General features: G+C 43.7%; 14 protein-coding genes. 13 read left to right on the top strand and 1 reads right to left on the bottom strand.

The genetic code is table 11. The features are described from left to right. Window positions 1–98: 98 nt before the first annotated feature. A complete protein-coding gene (gene map / locus OO184_RS07565) occupies window positions 99–896 on the bottom strand; it encodes a type I methionyl aminopeptidase (RefSeq protein WP_265378647.1) in 798 nt (265 codons plus the stop codon). 433 nt (window positions 897–1,329) lie between these two features. Between map and rpsB the strand changes: the two genes are divergently transcribed. The 13 genes from rpsB (at window position 1,330) to lpxA (ending at window position 14,747) form a co-directional block, all read left to right on the top strand. Continuing rightward, the gene (rpsB, locus tag OO184_RS07560; protein WP_088373931.1) at window positions 1,330–2,055 is read left to right on the top strand and encodes a 30S ribosomal protein S2; all 726 of its coding nucleotides are present in this window, start codon (window positions 1,330–1,332) and stop codon (window positions 2,053–2,055) included. Between the two features lie 150 nt (window positions 2,056–2,205). After that, entirely contained in the window at window positions 2,206–3,057 is an 852-nt protein-coding gene (gene tsf, locus OO184_RS07555; RefSeq protein ID WP_265378646.1) for a translation elongation factor Ts, read from the top strand. A gap of 153 nt (window positions 3,058–3,210) precedes the next feature. Further along, a complete protein-coding gene (pyrH, locus tag OO184_RS07550; protein WP_049583680.1) occupies window positions 3,211–3,939 on the top strand; it encodes a UMP kinase in 729 nt (242 codons plus the stop codon). Window positions 3,940–4,057: 118 nt separating this feature from the next. Further along, on the top strand, window positions 4,058–4,615 hold the full coding sequence (frr, locus tag OO184_RS07545; protein ID WP_049583679.1) for a ribosome recycling factor: 558 nt from the start codon (window positions 4,058–4,060) through the stop codon (window positions 4,613–4,615). Between the two features lie 266 nt (window positions 4,616–4,881). Next, entirely contained in the window at window positions 4,882–6,078 is a 1,197-nt protein-coding gene (ispC, locus tag OO184_RS07540) for a 1-deoxy-D-xylulose-5-phosphate reductoisomerase (RefSeq protein WP_265378645.1), read from the top strand. A gap of 284 nt (window positions 6,079–6,362) precedes the next feature. Continuing rightward, the gene (gene ispU / locus OO184_RS07535) at window positions 6,363–7,058 is read left to right on the top strand and encodes a (2E,6E)-farnesyl-diphosphate-specific ditrans,polycis-undecaprenyl-diphosphate synthase (RefSeq protein WP_376712543.1); all 696 of its coding nucleotides are present in this window, start codon (window positions 6,363–6,365) and stop codon (window positions 7,056–7,058) included. Window positions 7,059–7,067: 9 nt separating this feature from the next. Next, a complete protein-coding gene (cdsA, locus tag OO184_RS07530) occupies window positions 7,068–7,916 on the top strand; it encodes a phosphatidate cytidylyltransferase (protein WP_265378644.1) in 849 nt (282 codons plus the stop codon). Between the two features lie 28 nt (window positions 7,917–7,944). Next, entirely contained in the window at window positions 7,945–9,300 is a 1,356-nt protein-coding gene (gene rseP / locus OO184_RS07525; RefSeq protein WP_265378643.1) for a sigma E protease regulator RseP, read from the top strand. Between the two features lie 34 nt (window positions 9,301–9,334). Next, complete coding sequence (gene bamA / locus OO184_RS07520; RefSeq protein WP_265378711.1) at window positions 9,335–11,728, top strand: outer membrane protein assembly factor BamA; 2,394 nt, start codon at window positions 9,335–9,337, stop codon at window positions 11,726–11,728. 110 nt (window positions 11,729–11,838) lie between these two features. Further along, on the top strand, window positions 11,839–12,336 hold the full coding sequence (gene skp, locus OO184_RS07515) for a molecular chaperone Skp (RefSeq protein WP_265378642.1): 498 nt from the start codon (window positions 11,839–11,841) through the stop codon (window positions 12,334–12,336). 3 nt (window positions 12,337–12,339) lie between these two features. Beyond that, the gene (lpxD, locus tag OO184_RS07510) at window positions 12,340–13,368 is read left to right on the top strand and encodes a UDP-3-O-(3-hydroxymyristoyl)glucosamine N-acyltransferase (RefSeq protein ID WP_265378641.1); all 1,029 of its coding nucleotides are present in this window, start codon (window positions 12,340–12,342) and stop codon (window positions 13,366–13,368) included. A gap of 134 nt (window positions 13,369–13,502) precedes the next feature. After that, complete coding sequence (fabZ, locus tag OO184_RS07505; RefSeq protein WP_265378640.1) at window positions 13,503–13,955, top strand: 3-hydroxyacyl-ACP dehydratase FabZ; 453 nt, start codon at window positions 13,503–13,505, stop codon at window positions 13,953–13,955. A 3-nt stretch (window positions 13,956–13,958) separates the two neighbouring features. Further along, window positions 13,959–14,747, top strand: coding sequence for an acyl-ACP--UDP-N-acetylglucosamine O-acyltransferase (gene lpxA, locus OO184_RS07500; protein WP_265378639.1), 789 nt, complete (start codon window positions 13,959–13,961; stop codon window positions 14,745–14,747). Window positions 14,748–14,750 lie beyond the last annotated feature (3 nt).

Below are 14,750 nucleotides of genomic sequence, written 5' to 3'. Positions count from 1 at the left end.
TTACTGAGAAAGTAGGGGGTTGAACAGGGGGAGATTACAGATGCAAAAGTTGGAAGCCTTGTGGGTAATTTCATCAAGGCTTCGTTGTTTGCTATTTATTATTCATTAATTAAAACTGTGGAGAGCGCGGGTTCTTCTTCTTTACGCAATGTCATGATTTCACAACCATTATCAGTAACAACAATGGTGTGTTCATACTGAGCGGACAGGCTGCGGTCCTTCGTTTTGACGGTCCAGCCGTCTTTCATGGTACGGATGCGGTAGTCACCGGTATTAACCATTGGTTCGATAGTGAAAGCCATGCCTTTTTGCAGAACAACCCCGCCATCATCTGCATCATAGTGCAGTACTTGTGGTTCCTCATGGAAGCCTGCGCCGATGCCGTGACCGCAATATTCACGGACCACAGAAAAATCATTGGCTTCGACAAATTGCTGGATAGCTTTACCAAGGGTACGCAGACGAATACCGGGTTTAACCATTTTCAAGGCTAGATAGAGGCTTTCCTGAGTGATGCGGCATAGGCGTTCACCCTGAATGGTTGGTTTGCCAACTATGAACATTTTTGATGTATCACCGTGGAAACCCTCTTTGATGACAGTCACATCGATATTGACAATATCGCCATCTTTCAATGCCTTATCATCACTTGGGATACCGTGACACACGACGTCATTAACAGAAATACAAACGGATTTTGGGAAACCGTGATAACCAAGGCAGGCAGAGACAGCTTGTTGTTTGTTGGTAATGTGATCGTGACAGATACGATCTAATTCACCTGTTGTTACTCCGGGTTTGACATAAGGTTCAATAATTTCCAGCACTTCTGCCGCCAGTTGACCGGCGACACGCATTTTTTCAATATCTTCAGAGGTTTTAATTGAGATTGCCATGAAACTTATCCATTCAAAACCAGCAAATCTGCTGGTTGTCTGTTTTTCAACAAGGAAAAAATTATTGAACTAATGGTATCAGCCTACAGAATATCTGCCAATAACAGTTGGCGGCCCTATTTCCCTCGTTACCTTAATATTTGCCTATTAAGAATACCCGTTCATAACCCTGCGTTTCTTTTCACATTGAGCTATCAGAAAATAGCAACAAAAGTTGGTGTCTTAGGTGGGTTTGTGATATAAAGCGCGCCGGCGTTCTGTGTATTTGCCGCTGAGGCAAAACAGAGTGACGTTAAATATACTCACTTGTGTAATAACACACACGGGTCGGCACATACACCGGGGTGCTCTCATGCAGAATATGCAGCTAAGGAGTCGGTGTTATGGGGCTCGTGGAGGCATAACCCCAACTTAAATTTTACAGAGGTTTACAATGGCAACTGTTTCCATGCGCGATATGCTGCAAGCGGGCGTTCACTTCGGTCACCAGACTCGTTACTGGAACCCAAAAATGAAACCATTCATCTTTGGTGCTCGTAACAAAGTGCATATCATCAACCTGGAAAAAACTGTTCCAATGTTCAACGACGCGTTAGCTGAACTGAACAAGATTGCTTCACACAAAGGCAAAATTCTGTTTGTTGGTACTAAGCGTGCTGCGAGCGAAGCGGTTAAAGAAGCAGCTCAGAGCTGTGATCAATACTTCGTTAATCACCGTTGGTTAGGTGGTATGTTGACTAACTGGAAAACCGTTCGTCAGTCCATCAAACGTTTGAAAGATTTAGAAGCACAGTCTCAGGACGGTACTTTTGACAAACTGACCAAGAAAGAAGCGTTAATTCGTTCTCGTGAACTTGGTAAGTTAGAAAATAGCCTGGGCGGTATCAAGGATATGGGCGGCTTACCTGACGCTCTGTTTGTTATCGATGCTGAACATGAACACATTGCTATCAAAGAAGCAAACAACCTGGGTATCCCAGTATTTGCTGTTGTTGATACGAACTCTGATCCAGATGGCGTTGATTTCATCATCCCTGGTAACGATGACGCAATTCGTGCAGTAAAACTGTATCTAGGTGCTGTTGCTACTGCTGTTCGTGAAGGTCGTTCTCAAGATCTGGCTGTTCAGGCAGAAGAAAGCTTTGTAGAAGCTGAATAATAAGGCAAGCTCATTATTGAGCCCTTATTAACCAGGTATTGAAATATATTGGTTAGGGGGGCCTGTTATGGCCCCCTTTTACGTATCTAATATAAGAACTATCCATGCGGAATACTCTCTTCCTGCGGGATACATCGAGGAATAAAACAAATGTCTGGAATTACCGCTGCTTTGGTAAAAGAACTGCGTGAGCGTACTGGCGCAGGTATGATGGAATGTAAAAAAGCGCTGGTTGAAGCTAATGGCGATATCGAATTAGCGATTGACAACATGCGTAAATCAGGTCAGGCGAAAGCGGCTAAGAAAGCTGGCCGTGTTGCTGCTGAAGGTATCATCCTGGCGGAAGTGGCTGCTGATGGCAAATTCGGCGCTTTGGTTGAACTGAACTGTGAAACTGATTTCGTTGCTAAAGATGCTGGCTTTATCGCTTTCGGTAAAGAAGTTATGGCAGCCGTATTGGCTGATAAAATCTCTGATGTTGAAACGCTGAAAGCTAAGTTCGAAGAACAGCGTACTGCATTGGTTGCTAAAATCGGTGAAAACATCAACATTCGTCGCGTTTCTGTATTAGAAGGCGAACAACTGGGTACTTACCTGCATGGTGCGCGTATCGGTGTTCTGGTTGCGGCTGAAGGCGCTAATGAAGAGCTGATTAAGCATGTAGCTATGCACATCGCTGCAAGTAAGCCAGAATATGTTAACCCAAGTGATGTACCTGCTGATGTTGTTGAGCGTGAGCACCAAATCCAACTGGATATCGCAATGCAGTCTGGTAAGCCACGTGAAATCGCAGAGAAAATGGTTTCTGGCCGTATGAATAAATTCACCGGCGAGATCTCTCTGACAGGTCAGAATTTCGTGATGGATCCAAGCAAAACAGTTGGCGATCTGTTGAAAGAAAACAATGCTAAAGTGACCAGCTTCATCCGTTATGAAGTGGGTGAAGGTATTGAGAAAGTTGAGACTGATTTCGCAGCAGAAGTTGCTGCAATGAGTAAATAGTCTTAATTTTTACAAACAGGGCCGCCAAATGGCGGTTCTGTTTTATCTAATCTAAATCGCCTATTTCAGTAGGTGTTGAGTTTTTGCATCTGGTCAGAATGACCCGGATGTATGTAAATCCCCAATATACTTTTCTGCTTAGGACAGAACATCATGGCAACCAATGCAAAACCCGTATATCAGCGTATCCTGCTTAAACTTAGTGGAGAAGCCCTGCAAGGTGCAGAAGGTTTTGGTATAGACGCCAGCGTTTTAGATCGTATGGCTCAGGAGATCAAAGAACTGGTTGAGTTGGGCATACAGGTCGGTGTCGTCATTGGCGGTGGTAATCTGTTTCGTGGTGCTGGCTTGGCAGAAGCAGGAATGAACCGTGTAGTCGGCGACCACATGGGCATGTTGGCAACAGTGATGAATGGTCTGGCAATGCGGGATGCATTACACCGCGCCTATGTGAACGCCCGTCTAATGTCTGCAATTCCTTTAAATGGCGTTTGCGATAACTATAGTTGGGCAGAAGCGATTAGTTTGTTACGTCATGGTCGTGTTGTTATTTTCTCTGCGGGTACAGGCAATCCGTTCTTTACTACAGATTCGGCAGCGTGTTTGCGTGGTATTGAGATTGAAGCAGATGTTGTGTTAAAAGCAACTAAAGTAGATGGTGTTTACTCGGCTGATCCGGCTAAAGATTCAGAAGCGGTATTGTTTGATAGGCTCTCTTATCAGCAGGTATTAGAGCGTGAATTGAAAGTGATGGATTTGGCGGCATTCACTCTGGCTCGTGATCATAGCTTACCCATTCGCGTATTTAACATGAATAAGCCGGGGGCGTTGCGTCGTGTGGTGATGGGGGAAAATGAAGGTACCCTGATTTCCCATGAGTAATGTGCAAAGACACCAGAGATGTTTGGCGGTATGATGAGTCGCCTGATACGCCAAATTTAACAAACATGGCCATAATGACTTATGGCTTGAAAACAACCAGTTCCCAAGGGTTTGTAACGTGATTAATGAAATCAAAAAAGACGCACAAGACCGTATGGAAAAGAGCGTCGAAGCACTTAAAAACCAAATTAGCAAGGTTCGTACTGGCCGAGCTTCTCCTAGTCTGCTGGATGGCCTCACTGTTGAGTATTATGGTACGCCAACGCCTTTGCGTCAGCTTGCTAACGTCGTTGCTGAGGATGCACGTACCCTGGCTATCACGGTATTTGATCGTACTATGACGCCGGCGATTGAAAAGGCAATCATGGCTTCTGATTTAGGGCTGAATCCATCTTCTGCGGGGACAACAATCCGTGTTCCTTTGCCTCCATTGACAGAAGAGCGCCGTAAAGATTTGATTAAGGTGGTTCGTGGCGAAGCTGAGCAGGGGCGTGTCTCTGTGCGTAATATTCGTCGTGATGCTAACGACAAAATCAAAGCGCTGTTGAAAGACAAAGAGATCAGTGAAGATGATGAGCGTCGTGCGCAGGATGATATTCAAAAGCTGACGGATAACTTCATCAAAAAAGTTGATGAAGCTTTAACCAAGAAAGAAGAAGAACTGATGGAGTTCTAATCTCTTTCATGAGATATATACCTTATGGATTTCAAGATGCATCGCGGCGGCAAGGGAGCGAATTCCCGGGAGCAGAGATAACTCTGTGACCGGGGTGAGTGAGTGCAGCCAACAAAGAGGCAACTTGAAAGATGACGGGTATATCAAGCGCCGCTATCTTGTGGCGCTATTTTTATTCGGCATTTCTCTGAAGTCGTGAGCGTTCATAGCCAGGCAAATCAGATAAGTATCAATACACACCAGATAAAACAATTCAGAGCATCAGTATGAAAAGGTTGACCATCCTTGGTTCCACAGGTTCCGTAGGCAAAAGTACACTTACTGTAGTTCGCAATAATCCTGATAAATTTAAAGTAACAGCGCTTGCCGCTGGAAAAAATATCCAGGTTATGGCTGAGCAATGTCTGGAATTTCGGCCTCAATATGCTGCAATGGCGGATGAAGTTTCCGCAAAAGAGTTGCGTCAGTTGCTCATTGAACAAGGTTGTAAAACCGAAGTATTTTTCGGGGAACAGTCTGCGTGTGATTTGGCTGCTTTGAATGATGTTGATCAGGTTATGTCTGGGATTGTTGGTGTTGCTGGTTTATTGCCAACGCTGGCTGCCATCCGGGCGGGTAAACAGATTTTACTGGCTAATAAAGAGTCGCTGATTACCAGCGGCCGGTTTTTTATGGATGCGGTAGCGAAACATAATGCTCAATTATTACCCATTGACAGTGAACATAATGCTATTTTCCAGAGTTTACCTGAGGTCATACAGCAAAACCTTGGGCGTGCAGATCTAAAACAACATGGAATTGCTAATATCATTCTGACAGGATCTGGCGGGCCTTTTCGTCATACCCCTTTGGAGCAATTAGCTTTTGTTACGCCGGACCAGGCTTGCGCTCATCCGAATTGGTCGATGGGGCGTAAGATCTCGGTAGATTCTGCGACAATGATGAATAAGGGCCTGGAATATATTGAGGCATGTTGCCTGTTCAATGCATCTGCTGCGGAAATGGAAGTGGTAATCCATCCTCAATCGGTTATTCACTCTATGGTCCGTTATCAGGATGGCAGCGTTATTGCTCAATTAGGAACGCCGGATATGTGTACACCCATTGCCTATGCAATGGCGTACCCAAATCGTATTGCTTCTGGTGTTGAACCTCTTGATTTTTATTCTTTAGGTACATTGACGTTTTCGAAACCAGATTATGAACGGTATCCATGTTTGAAACTGGCGATTGAAGCTTGCCATGCAGGTCAGGCGGCAACGACGACCTTGAATGCAGCGAATGAAGAAATCGTTAAGATTTTTTTACAAAATGGAATCTCTTTCACAGATATTGCAATTATAAACCGGCAGGTTGTAGAAAAATTAAATTTACCGGAACCTCAGAGCATTGAGGAAGTCTTACAGATTGATAATCTCGCAAGAGATTTGGCTATGAAGACTATTCGTTCATTTATCAGATAGTCTTTGATTGGCAAATGGGTATTTGTCCGCATTTTTACCTGGTGGTATAGTTTGCGTATAACTGTTGGTTGATATAATTAACGGTCCAGATTTTGGAAGTTCTCTTCCAGATAATTAGGCTTTTACCCAAGCCGTGGATACCAGACACGGCTTTTTTATGTTTGAGATGCCTGAACTTGTAAGAGAATTACCCTGACCAGTAAAGGATTAATTGAGTGATATTATCCAGCAATCATCATCAGAACGATTTATCGTCATTATTACCTAAACATGTTGCTATTATTATGGATGGTAATGGCCGTTGGGCAAAGAAACGAGGGAAATTAAGAGCCTTTGGTCATCGTGCGGGGATTAAAGCGGTACGGAGTGCGGTGAGTTTCTCGGCTAAACATAAAATTGAGTCACTGACGTTATACGCTTTCAGTAGTGAAAACTGGAATCGGCCGGAGCAAGAAGTCAGTTCTTTAATGGAATTATTTATTTTTGCACTAGATAGCGAAGTCAAAAGTTTACATAAGCATAATATTAGATTATCTGTTATTGGCGATATCAGCCGGTTCAGTGAGCGTTTACGGGATCGTATCTGTCGCTCAGTTAAGTTGACTGCTAATAATACGGGGCTGCAACTTAATATTGCTGCAAATTATGGTGGTCGTTGGGATATTGTTCAAAGTATTCAGAAAATTGCTCAGCAGATTAAAGATAATCCCTTTGAGCCACAGGATATTACTGAAGAATTAGTTAATAATTATATGAATCTAAGCCAGCAGCCTCAGGTTGATTTAGTCATCAGAACCGGAGGTGAACATCGTATCAGTAATTTTCTGTTATGGCAGATAGCTTATGCAGAATTCTATTTTACCGATATACTCTGGCCTGATTTTGATGAAACCGTTTTTGAAGGTGCAATTAATGCCTTTGCCAAAAGAGAACGCCGGTTTGGCGGAACAATACCAGACGATGCCGATGTGGGATCATAGGAGGAACTCTTGTTGAAGTACCGCCTTATAACGGCTGTGATATTAATCCCTCTTGTGATTGCCGCTCTGTTTTTGCTGCCGCCAGTAGCGTTTGGGTTGGTTATTATCGCTGTTTCAGCCCTTGCTGCATGGGAATGGGGGCAATTCGCCGGCTTATTTAGCCAAAAGAAACGGGCTACTTTGGCAGCTCTGTTTGCTATTGGTTTATTAGCCCTACAGTATACTCTGCCAGATTTCACTGATTTGATTGGACAACCGCAAATCACTTTTATCCTATGGGGGGGAATGATTTGGTGGATTGTCGCGACGCTTCTGGTTGTTACCTATCCTTCTTCCGCTGCAATTTGGAAGAAATCCATTTTATTGCGCCTTTTGTTTGGTGTCCTGACGTTAGTGCCGTTTTACTGTGGAATGATGGTTTTACGGACTCAGGGATATGATGATAATTCATATTATGGCGCATGGTGGTTACTGTATGTCATGTTGTTGGTATGGGGAGCGGATTCCGGTGCTTATCTCTTCGGACGCACTTTAGGTAAACGTAAAATGGCGCCGAAAGTTTCTCCGGGAAAAACGCTGGAAGGATTAATCGGGGGGTTAATGACAGCGGCCATTATTTCATGGCTGTTTGGGAAATATGCTCCAGTACCTGCAATGCCTGAAAAACTTATGTTGTGTTCTGCTATTGTTGTTATCGCTTCTGTATTTGGTGATTTGACTGAGAGTATGTTCAAACGTGAATCAGGTATTAAGGATAGCAGCCAGCTAATTCCGGGACATGGCGGTGTTATGGATCGCATTGATAGTCTGACTGCTGCGATCCCTGTTTTTGCCGGCATGATATTGCTGGTGTTTTGATCTCTCTGTTTGACGGCGTTTAAAAAATATGATGGGAATTCTCTGGAATCTGGCGGCTTTTATTATTGCGCTAGGCATATTGATCACTGTGCATGAGTTTGGTCATTTTTGGGTAGCCAGGAAGTGTGGTATTCACGTTGAACGTTTCTCCATTGGTTTTGGTAAAGCGCTATGGCGGCGTATGGATCGCCAGGGAACGGAATATGTTATAGCCCTTATTCCACTGGGGGGATATGTGAAAATGCTTGATGAGCGTGTTTCACCTGTTTCTCCTGAACACCGTCATATGGCATTCAATAATAAGACACTTGGTCAACGTGCTGCGGTTGTCAGTGCCGGGCCAATTGCTAACTTTTTATTGGCGGCTGTGGTTTATTGGTTAGTGTTTATTATTGGCGTGCCGGCAATACGTCCTGTTGTTGCGGATATCAAACCAGATTCTATCGCTGCGCAAGCAAATATTTCATCAGGAATGGAACTAAAATCCGTAGATGGTATCGAAACGCTTGATTGGAATTCAGTTCGTTTTGCTCTGGTGGGCAAGATAGGTGACGATAACATGACGGTTCAGGTTATTTCTCCAGGTTCATCACATCCGGTAGAGAAAACTCTGGATTTGCGGCAATGGCGCTTTGATCCTGATAAGCAGGACCCTGTGTTGTCATTAGGAATTATGCCTGTTGGTCCTCGTTTGGATTCTCTGGTGGAAAAAGTCATCCCTGGCTCCGCAGCGGAAAAAGCAGGTTTGCAAAAGGGGGATAGGATAGTTAAAGTCGGTAGCCAGGAAATAGATACGTGGCATACTTTTACATCCTTTGTCAGTAATAATCCGAATGTCCCGCTGGAACTTTCCGTGGATCGGGCTGGTCATATTATTTCTCTCTCTATGACACCGGAAGTAAGACAACAATCCGGTGGCAGGAAAGTTGGTTTTGCCGGTGTGGAACTGCGAATTGTGCCATTAGCCGATGAATATAAAATCGTTCAGCAATACGGGCCTTTTTCTGCCATGTATCAGGCAGGAGATAAGACTTGGCAATTGATGCGATTAACTGTCAGTATGATTGGTAAGCTGATCGTTGGTGATGTGAAAATTAACAACCTGAGTGGGCCTATCTCTATTGCCAAAGGGGCGGGGGTGTCGGCTGATTCCGGCTTGGTGTATTATTTGATGTTTTTGGCGCTAATAAGCGTCAATCTTGGGATTATTAACCTAATCCCACTACCTGTGTTAGATGGTGGACACTTGCTCTTCTTGTTTATCGAAAAGATAAAGGGGGGGCCGGTTTCCGAGCGTGTACAAGACTTCAGCTATCGCATCGGTGCTATGATACTGGTGTTATTGATGGGGCTTGCACTTTTCAATGATTTCTCCCGTTTTTAAAGCGGAAGACTGGTTAGGAAGACGCATTACAACGATGGCGATGAAAAAGTTACTCATAGCGTCGCTGCTGTTCGGCAGCGCCACTGCATACGGTGCAGACGGATTCGTAGTTCAGGACATTCACTTTGAAGGTCTTCAACGTGTCGCCGTAGGTGCAGCATTATTGAATATGCCAGTTCGCGTAGGTGATACGGTCAGCGATGAAGATATCGGTCGTACCATTCATGCACTATTTGCTACTGGTAACTTTGAAGACGTTCGTGTCCTGCGTGATGGCAATACACTTATTGTTCAGGTAAAAGAACGGCCGACTATTGCCAGCATCACTTTCTCCGGCAATAAATCGGTGAAAGATGACATGTTGAAACAGAACCTTGAGGCATCTCATGTTCGGGTCGGAGAAGCCCTTGACCGCACGATGCTGTCCAATATCGAAAGAGGGTTGGAAGATTTTTATTACAGTGTGGGTAAATACAACGCGAGTGTAAAAGCGGTTGTTACGCCTCTTCCACGTAACCGTATCGATTTAAAACTGGTTTTCGCTGAAGGTGTTTCGGCAAAAATCCAGCAAATTAACATTGTCGGTAATAAATCATTTTCTTCTGATGAGTTATTGAATCGTTTCCAACTGAGAGATGATGTGCCGTGGTGGAATCTGACTGCTGATCAGAAATATCAAAAACAAAAACTGACTGGTGACCTTGAAGCATTGCGCAGTTTTTACCTTGATCGTGGTTATGCCCGTTTTAACATTGATTCGACTCAGGTCAGTTTGACGCCAGATAAAAAAGGTATTTATGTCACGATAAATATAACTGAGGGGGATCAGTACAAAATATCCGGTATTGACCTGAACGGTAATATGGCGGGTTATCAGTCAGAAATTACTAAGCTGGCTGCCATTGAACCTGGTTCTCTGTATAACGGGACTCAGGTGACTAAAATGGAAAATGACATCAAAAACCTGCTTGGTCGCTATGGTTATGCTTATCCACGAGTGATGACGCAACCTGAAATCAATGATCAGGATAAGACAGTAAAACTGCATGTCAATATTGATGCAGGTAACCGTTTCTATGTCCGTAAAATCCGTTTTTCTGGTAATGACACCACTAAAGATTCCGTTCTGCGTCGTGAAATGCGTCAAATGGAAAGAGCATGGTTAGGGAGTGATTTGGTTGAACTGGGTAAAGAGCGTCTTAACCGTTTGGGTTATTTCGAAACGGTAGACGTTGAAACTCAGCGTATACCAGGCAGCCCTGATCAGGTCGATGTCGTTTATAAAGTTAAAGAACGTAATACTGGTTCTCTGAACTTTGGTGTTGGTTTTGGTACAGAAAGTGGTGTTAGTTTCCAGATTGGCGCTCAGCAGGATAACTGGTTGGGTACAGGTAACGCTGTTGGAATTAATGCCAGCAAGAACGATTATTCAACCTACGCAGAACTCTCCTTCACTGATCCATATTTCACGATTAATGGCGTGAGTCTTGGCGGTCGGGTATTCTACAACGATTTCAGGGCCGATGATGCTGAATTATCCGGTTACACTAACCAAAGCTATGGTATAAGTGGTTTCCTTGGTTTCCCGATTAATGAAAATAACTCCCTGAATTTTGGCTTAAATTATATTCATAACTCGCTGTCTGAAATGCTTCCTCAGGTAGCAATGTGGCGTTATCTGAGGTCTATGGGCGAGAAACCTGATCTTGAAAGTAAAGCCGAATTCAAAGCGGATGACTTTGCTCTTACTATGGGATGGACATATAACAACCTCGACCGTGGTTTCTTCCCAACATCAGGCGTGAAATCGACTCTGAATGGTAAAGTGACTATTCCTGGTTCCGATAACGAATTTTACAAAGTGACTCTTGATACTTCCGCCTATTATCCAATTAATGATGATCGTACTTGGGTGATTTTGGGGCGCAGTCGTTTAGGGTATGGGGATGGATTAGGTGGTAAAGAGTTGCCATTCTATGAAAACTTCTATGCAGGTGGCTCCAGTACGGTTCGTGGTTTCCGATCTAACAATATCGGTCCTAAGGCTATTTACCTGAATAAGGATGGGTCGCCTAAGAAAGAGAGTCCATCTCGTGATGCTGTAGGTGGTAACGCAATGGCGGTAGCCAGCCTTGAGTTAATTACGCCAACGCCATTCCTTGATAGTAAGTATTCGAATTCTGTCCGAACTTCATTCTTTATTGATTCAGGTACGGTTTGGGATACCGATTGGAATGATTCTGCGGTGATGAAAAGCAAAGGTATACCTGATTATAGTAAACCAGGTAATATCCGCGTTTCGGCGGGTATTGCATTGCAATGGATGTCTCCTTTAGGTCCGCTAGTGTTCTCTTATGCTAAGCCGATTAAAGACTACGAAGGTGATAGATCAGAGCAATTCCAATTTAATATTGGCAAAACCTGGTGATAATGCGTTTTTATCTTATTATTGATAGAGCAAGCTCTGAAATCGCAGGTTTCAGAGCGTTAACTAAGTTTTCCAATCTGTTACAGATAGCGTGGTTTAAGGAGTTTATAGTGAAAAAATTGTTGTGTGCAGCAAGCTTTGGTATTGCATTAGCTTTTTCTGCTGGTGCTCAGGCAGCAGACAAAATTGCCGTTGTCAATGTCGGTGAGATTTTCCAGCAGTTGCCTGCCCGTGAAGCTGTTATGAAGCAGTTGGAAAATGAGTTTAAAAACCGCGCATCTGAACTGCAACGGATGGAAACTGACTTGCAGTCCAAAATCCAGAAATTACAGCGCGATGGCTCTACGATGAAATCCAGTGAACGTACTAATCTGGAAAAAGAGGTGATGGCTAAGCGTGAAGAATTTGGCAAAAAAGCCCAAGCTTTTGAACAAGATCACCGTCGCCGCGAGATGGAAGAACGCAACAAAATTCTAAGCCGTATTCAGGACGCAATCAAAGTCGTTGCTGGCAAAGAAGGCTATGATGTCGTTATTGATGCGAATGCTGTTGCTTATTCAGTATCTGGTAAAAATATTACTGCAAGTGTATTGAAACAGGTTAAATAATAGATGTCTTCAATTCGATTGGCTGATTTAGCTCAGCAGTTGAATGCACAATTACATGGTGATGGCGATATTGTTATCACCAGTATTGCGCCAATGCATTCGGCTAATAGCGAACAGATCACTTTTTTGTCGGACAGTCGTTACCGTGAACGTTTAGGTGAATGTCAGGCTGCCGCTGTCGTTCTCCAGGCGTCAGATCTTCCTTATTGCAATATTCCGGCGTTGGTTGTCGCCAATCCTTATCTGGCATATGCCTATATGGCTCAGATTATGGATACAACACCGGTTCCCGCACAGGATATTCACCCTTCTGCGGTGATTTCACCTCAGGCGACTTTGGGTAAAAACGTTGCTGTCGGAGCCAATGCTGTTATCGAATCTGGCGTTGTTCTTGGTGACAATGTTGTTATCGGCGCAGGTTGCTTTATTGGTAAAAATACGCGTATTGGCGCGGGAAGTCGTCTTTGGGCGAATGTCTCTGTTTATCATAATGTTGAAATGGGTGAACAGTGTTTGATTCAGTCAGGAGCAGTGATTGGGTCTGATGGTTTTGGCTATGCGAATGATCGTGGTAAGTGGGTTAAAATTCCTCAATTAGGTTCAGTCATTATGGGTGACCGGGTTGAGATTGGCGCCTGTACGACGATTGATCGGGGAGCTTTGGATAATACCATTATTGGCAATGGAGTCATTATCGATAACCAGTGTCAGATTGCTCATAATGTCATCATTGGTGACAATACGGCGGTTGCTGGCGGTGTGATCATGGCCGGTAGTCTGAAAATTGGTTGTTACTGTATGATTGGCGGCGCCAGTGTAATTAATGGGCATATGGAAATCTGTGATAAGGTGACAGTCACGGGAATGAGTATGGTAATGCGTCCCATCACTGAACCTGGTGTATACTCCTCTGGCATTCCGGCACAACCAAATAAAGTTTGGCGTAAGACAGCAGCTTTAGTCATGAATATCAATGAAATGAATAAACGTCTTAAGTCAATTGAGGGTAAGCTGGAAGACGAAAACGAGTAATTGCACTATATTTAATTGCACTATATTTTTGGTTGTGTCTTATTTTTGCGGCCTGCCTGGGAACTCTGGATTTGGGGTTTAAGCGGGCCGTGTCGTTAATACAATTAGTCCTTTTTGACAGGAAGAGTATTTAGATGAGTGATAATCATACTCTGCACATTGAAGAAATTTTAGATCTGCTTCCACATCGTTATCCGTTTTTATTAGTGGATCGCGTTCTTGATTTTGAGGAAGGTAAATTCTTACGTGCAGTAAAAAATGTATCTTTAAACGAACCCTTCTTTCAAGGGCATTTTCCCGGCAAACCTATTTTCCCTGGCGTTCTGATCCTTGAAGCTATGGCACAGGCCACCGGAATTCTGGCATTTAAGAGCGTCGGCAAACTGGAGCCAAATGAGCTCTATTATTTTGCCGCTATCGATGGTGCCCGTTTTAAACGCCCCGTAGTGCCTGGGGATCAAATGATATTAGAAGTAGAATTTATTAAAGAGCGTCGAGGTGTTGCACGTTGTAGAGGCGTAGCAAAAGTCGATGGAGAAGTAGCTTGCGAAGCAGAAATGATGTGTGCTCGCCGTCGTGAGGTTTAATCTATGATTGATGAAACCGCTTATATACATCCTAGCGCTATTGTAGAAGATGGTGCGGTTATTGGCGCTAATGTGCATATTGGACCGTTTTGTTGTATTGGTTCACAGGTTGAAATTGGCGAAGGTACAGAGCTGAAGTCTCATGTTGTTATCAATGGAATAACCAAAATCGGCCGTGATAACCAGATTTTTCAGTTTGCTTCTATTGGCGAAATGAATCAGGACCTGAAATATCACGGTGAACCAACTCGGGTTGAAATTGGTGATCGTAACCGTATTCGCGAAAGTGTCACCATTCATCGTGGTACTGTGCAGGGTGGCGGTGTAACGAAAATCGGCAATGATAATTTGTTGATGATCAATACCCATGTCGCTCATGACTGTATTATCGGTGATCGTTGTGTCATTGCTAATAATGGTACTTTAGGAGGGCATGTTACTCTGGGTGATTATGTCATCATTGGTGGTATGAGTGCGATTCATCAGTTTTGTCAGATTGGCGCTCATGCTATGGTGGGAGGGTGTTCTGGTGTGGTACAGGATATTCCGCCATATGTTATCGCTCAGGGGAATCATGCCACACCTTTTGGCATTAATGTCGAAGGCCTGAAACGCCGTGGTTTTGATAAAGATTCATTGCACGCAATTAGAAATGCATACAAGATTTTGTATCGTAATGGAAAAACTTTAGAAGAAGCACAACAAGAAATTGCTGAGTTAGCTGAAGGTAATCAGCAGGTAAAAATCTTCAGCGATTTTCTGGCAAATTCTACCCGTGGCATTGTCCGTTAAGTA

Origin of the sequence: Photorhabdus aballayi (assembly GCF_026153155.1) — a bacterium.
Classification (GTDB): domain Bacteria; phylum Pseudomonadota; class Gammaproteobacteria; order Enterobacterales; family Enterobacteriaceae; genus Photorhabdus; species Photorhabdus luminescens.
The sequence above is the reverse complement of the archived record's forward strand: the minus strand, read 5'-3'. Positions and strand labels throughout refer to the sequence as shown.

Excerpts from the sequence above, each read along its gene's own strand:
- bamA (WP_265378711.1), top strand. The coding sequence starts at position 9,335 with ATGGCGATGAAAAAGTTACTCATAGCGTCGCTGCTGTTCGGCAGCGCC.
- pyrH (WP_049583680.1), top strand. The coding sequence starts at position 3,211 with ATGGCAACCAATGCAAAACCCGTATATCAGCGTATCCTGCTTAAACTT.
- rseP (WP_265378643.1), top strand. The coding sequence starts at position 7,945 with ATGATGGGAATTCTCTGGAATCTGGCGGCTTTTATTATTGCGCTAGGC.
- fabZ (WP_265378640.1), top strand. The coding sequence starts at position 13,503 with ATGAGTGATAATCATACTCTGCACATTGAAGAAATTTTAGATCTGCTT.
- ispU (WP_376712543.1), top strand. The coding sequence starts at position 6,363 with ATGGATGGTAATGGCCGTTGGGCAAAGAAACGAGGGAAATTAAGAGCC.
- ispC (WP_265378645.1), top strand. The coding sequence starts at position 4,882 with ATGAAAAGGTTGACCATCCTTGGTTCCACAGGTTCCGTAGGCAAAAGT.
- lpxA (WP_265378639.1), top strand. The coding sequence starts at position 13,959 with ATGATTGATGAAACCGCTTATATACATCCTAGCGCTATTGTAGAAGAT.
- tsf (WP_265378646.1), top strand. The coding sequence starts at position 2,206 with ATGTCTGGAATTACCGCTGCTTTGGTAAAAGAACTGCGTGAGCGTACT.
- map (WP_265378647.1), bottom strand. The coding sequence starts at position 896 with ATGGCAATCTCAATTAAAACCTCTGAAGATATTGAAAAAATGCGTGTC.
- rpsB (WP_088373931.1), top strand. The coding sequence starts at position 1,330 with ATGGCAACTGTTTCCATGCGCGATATGCTGCAAGCGGGCGTTCACTTC.
- lpxD (WP_265378641.1), top strand. The coding sequence starts at position 12,340 with ATGTCTTCAATTCGATTGGCTGATTTAGCTCAGCAGTTGAATGCACAA.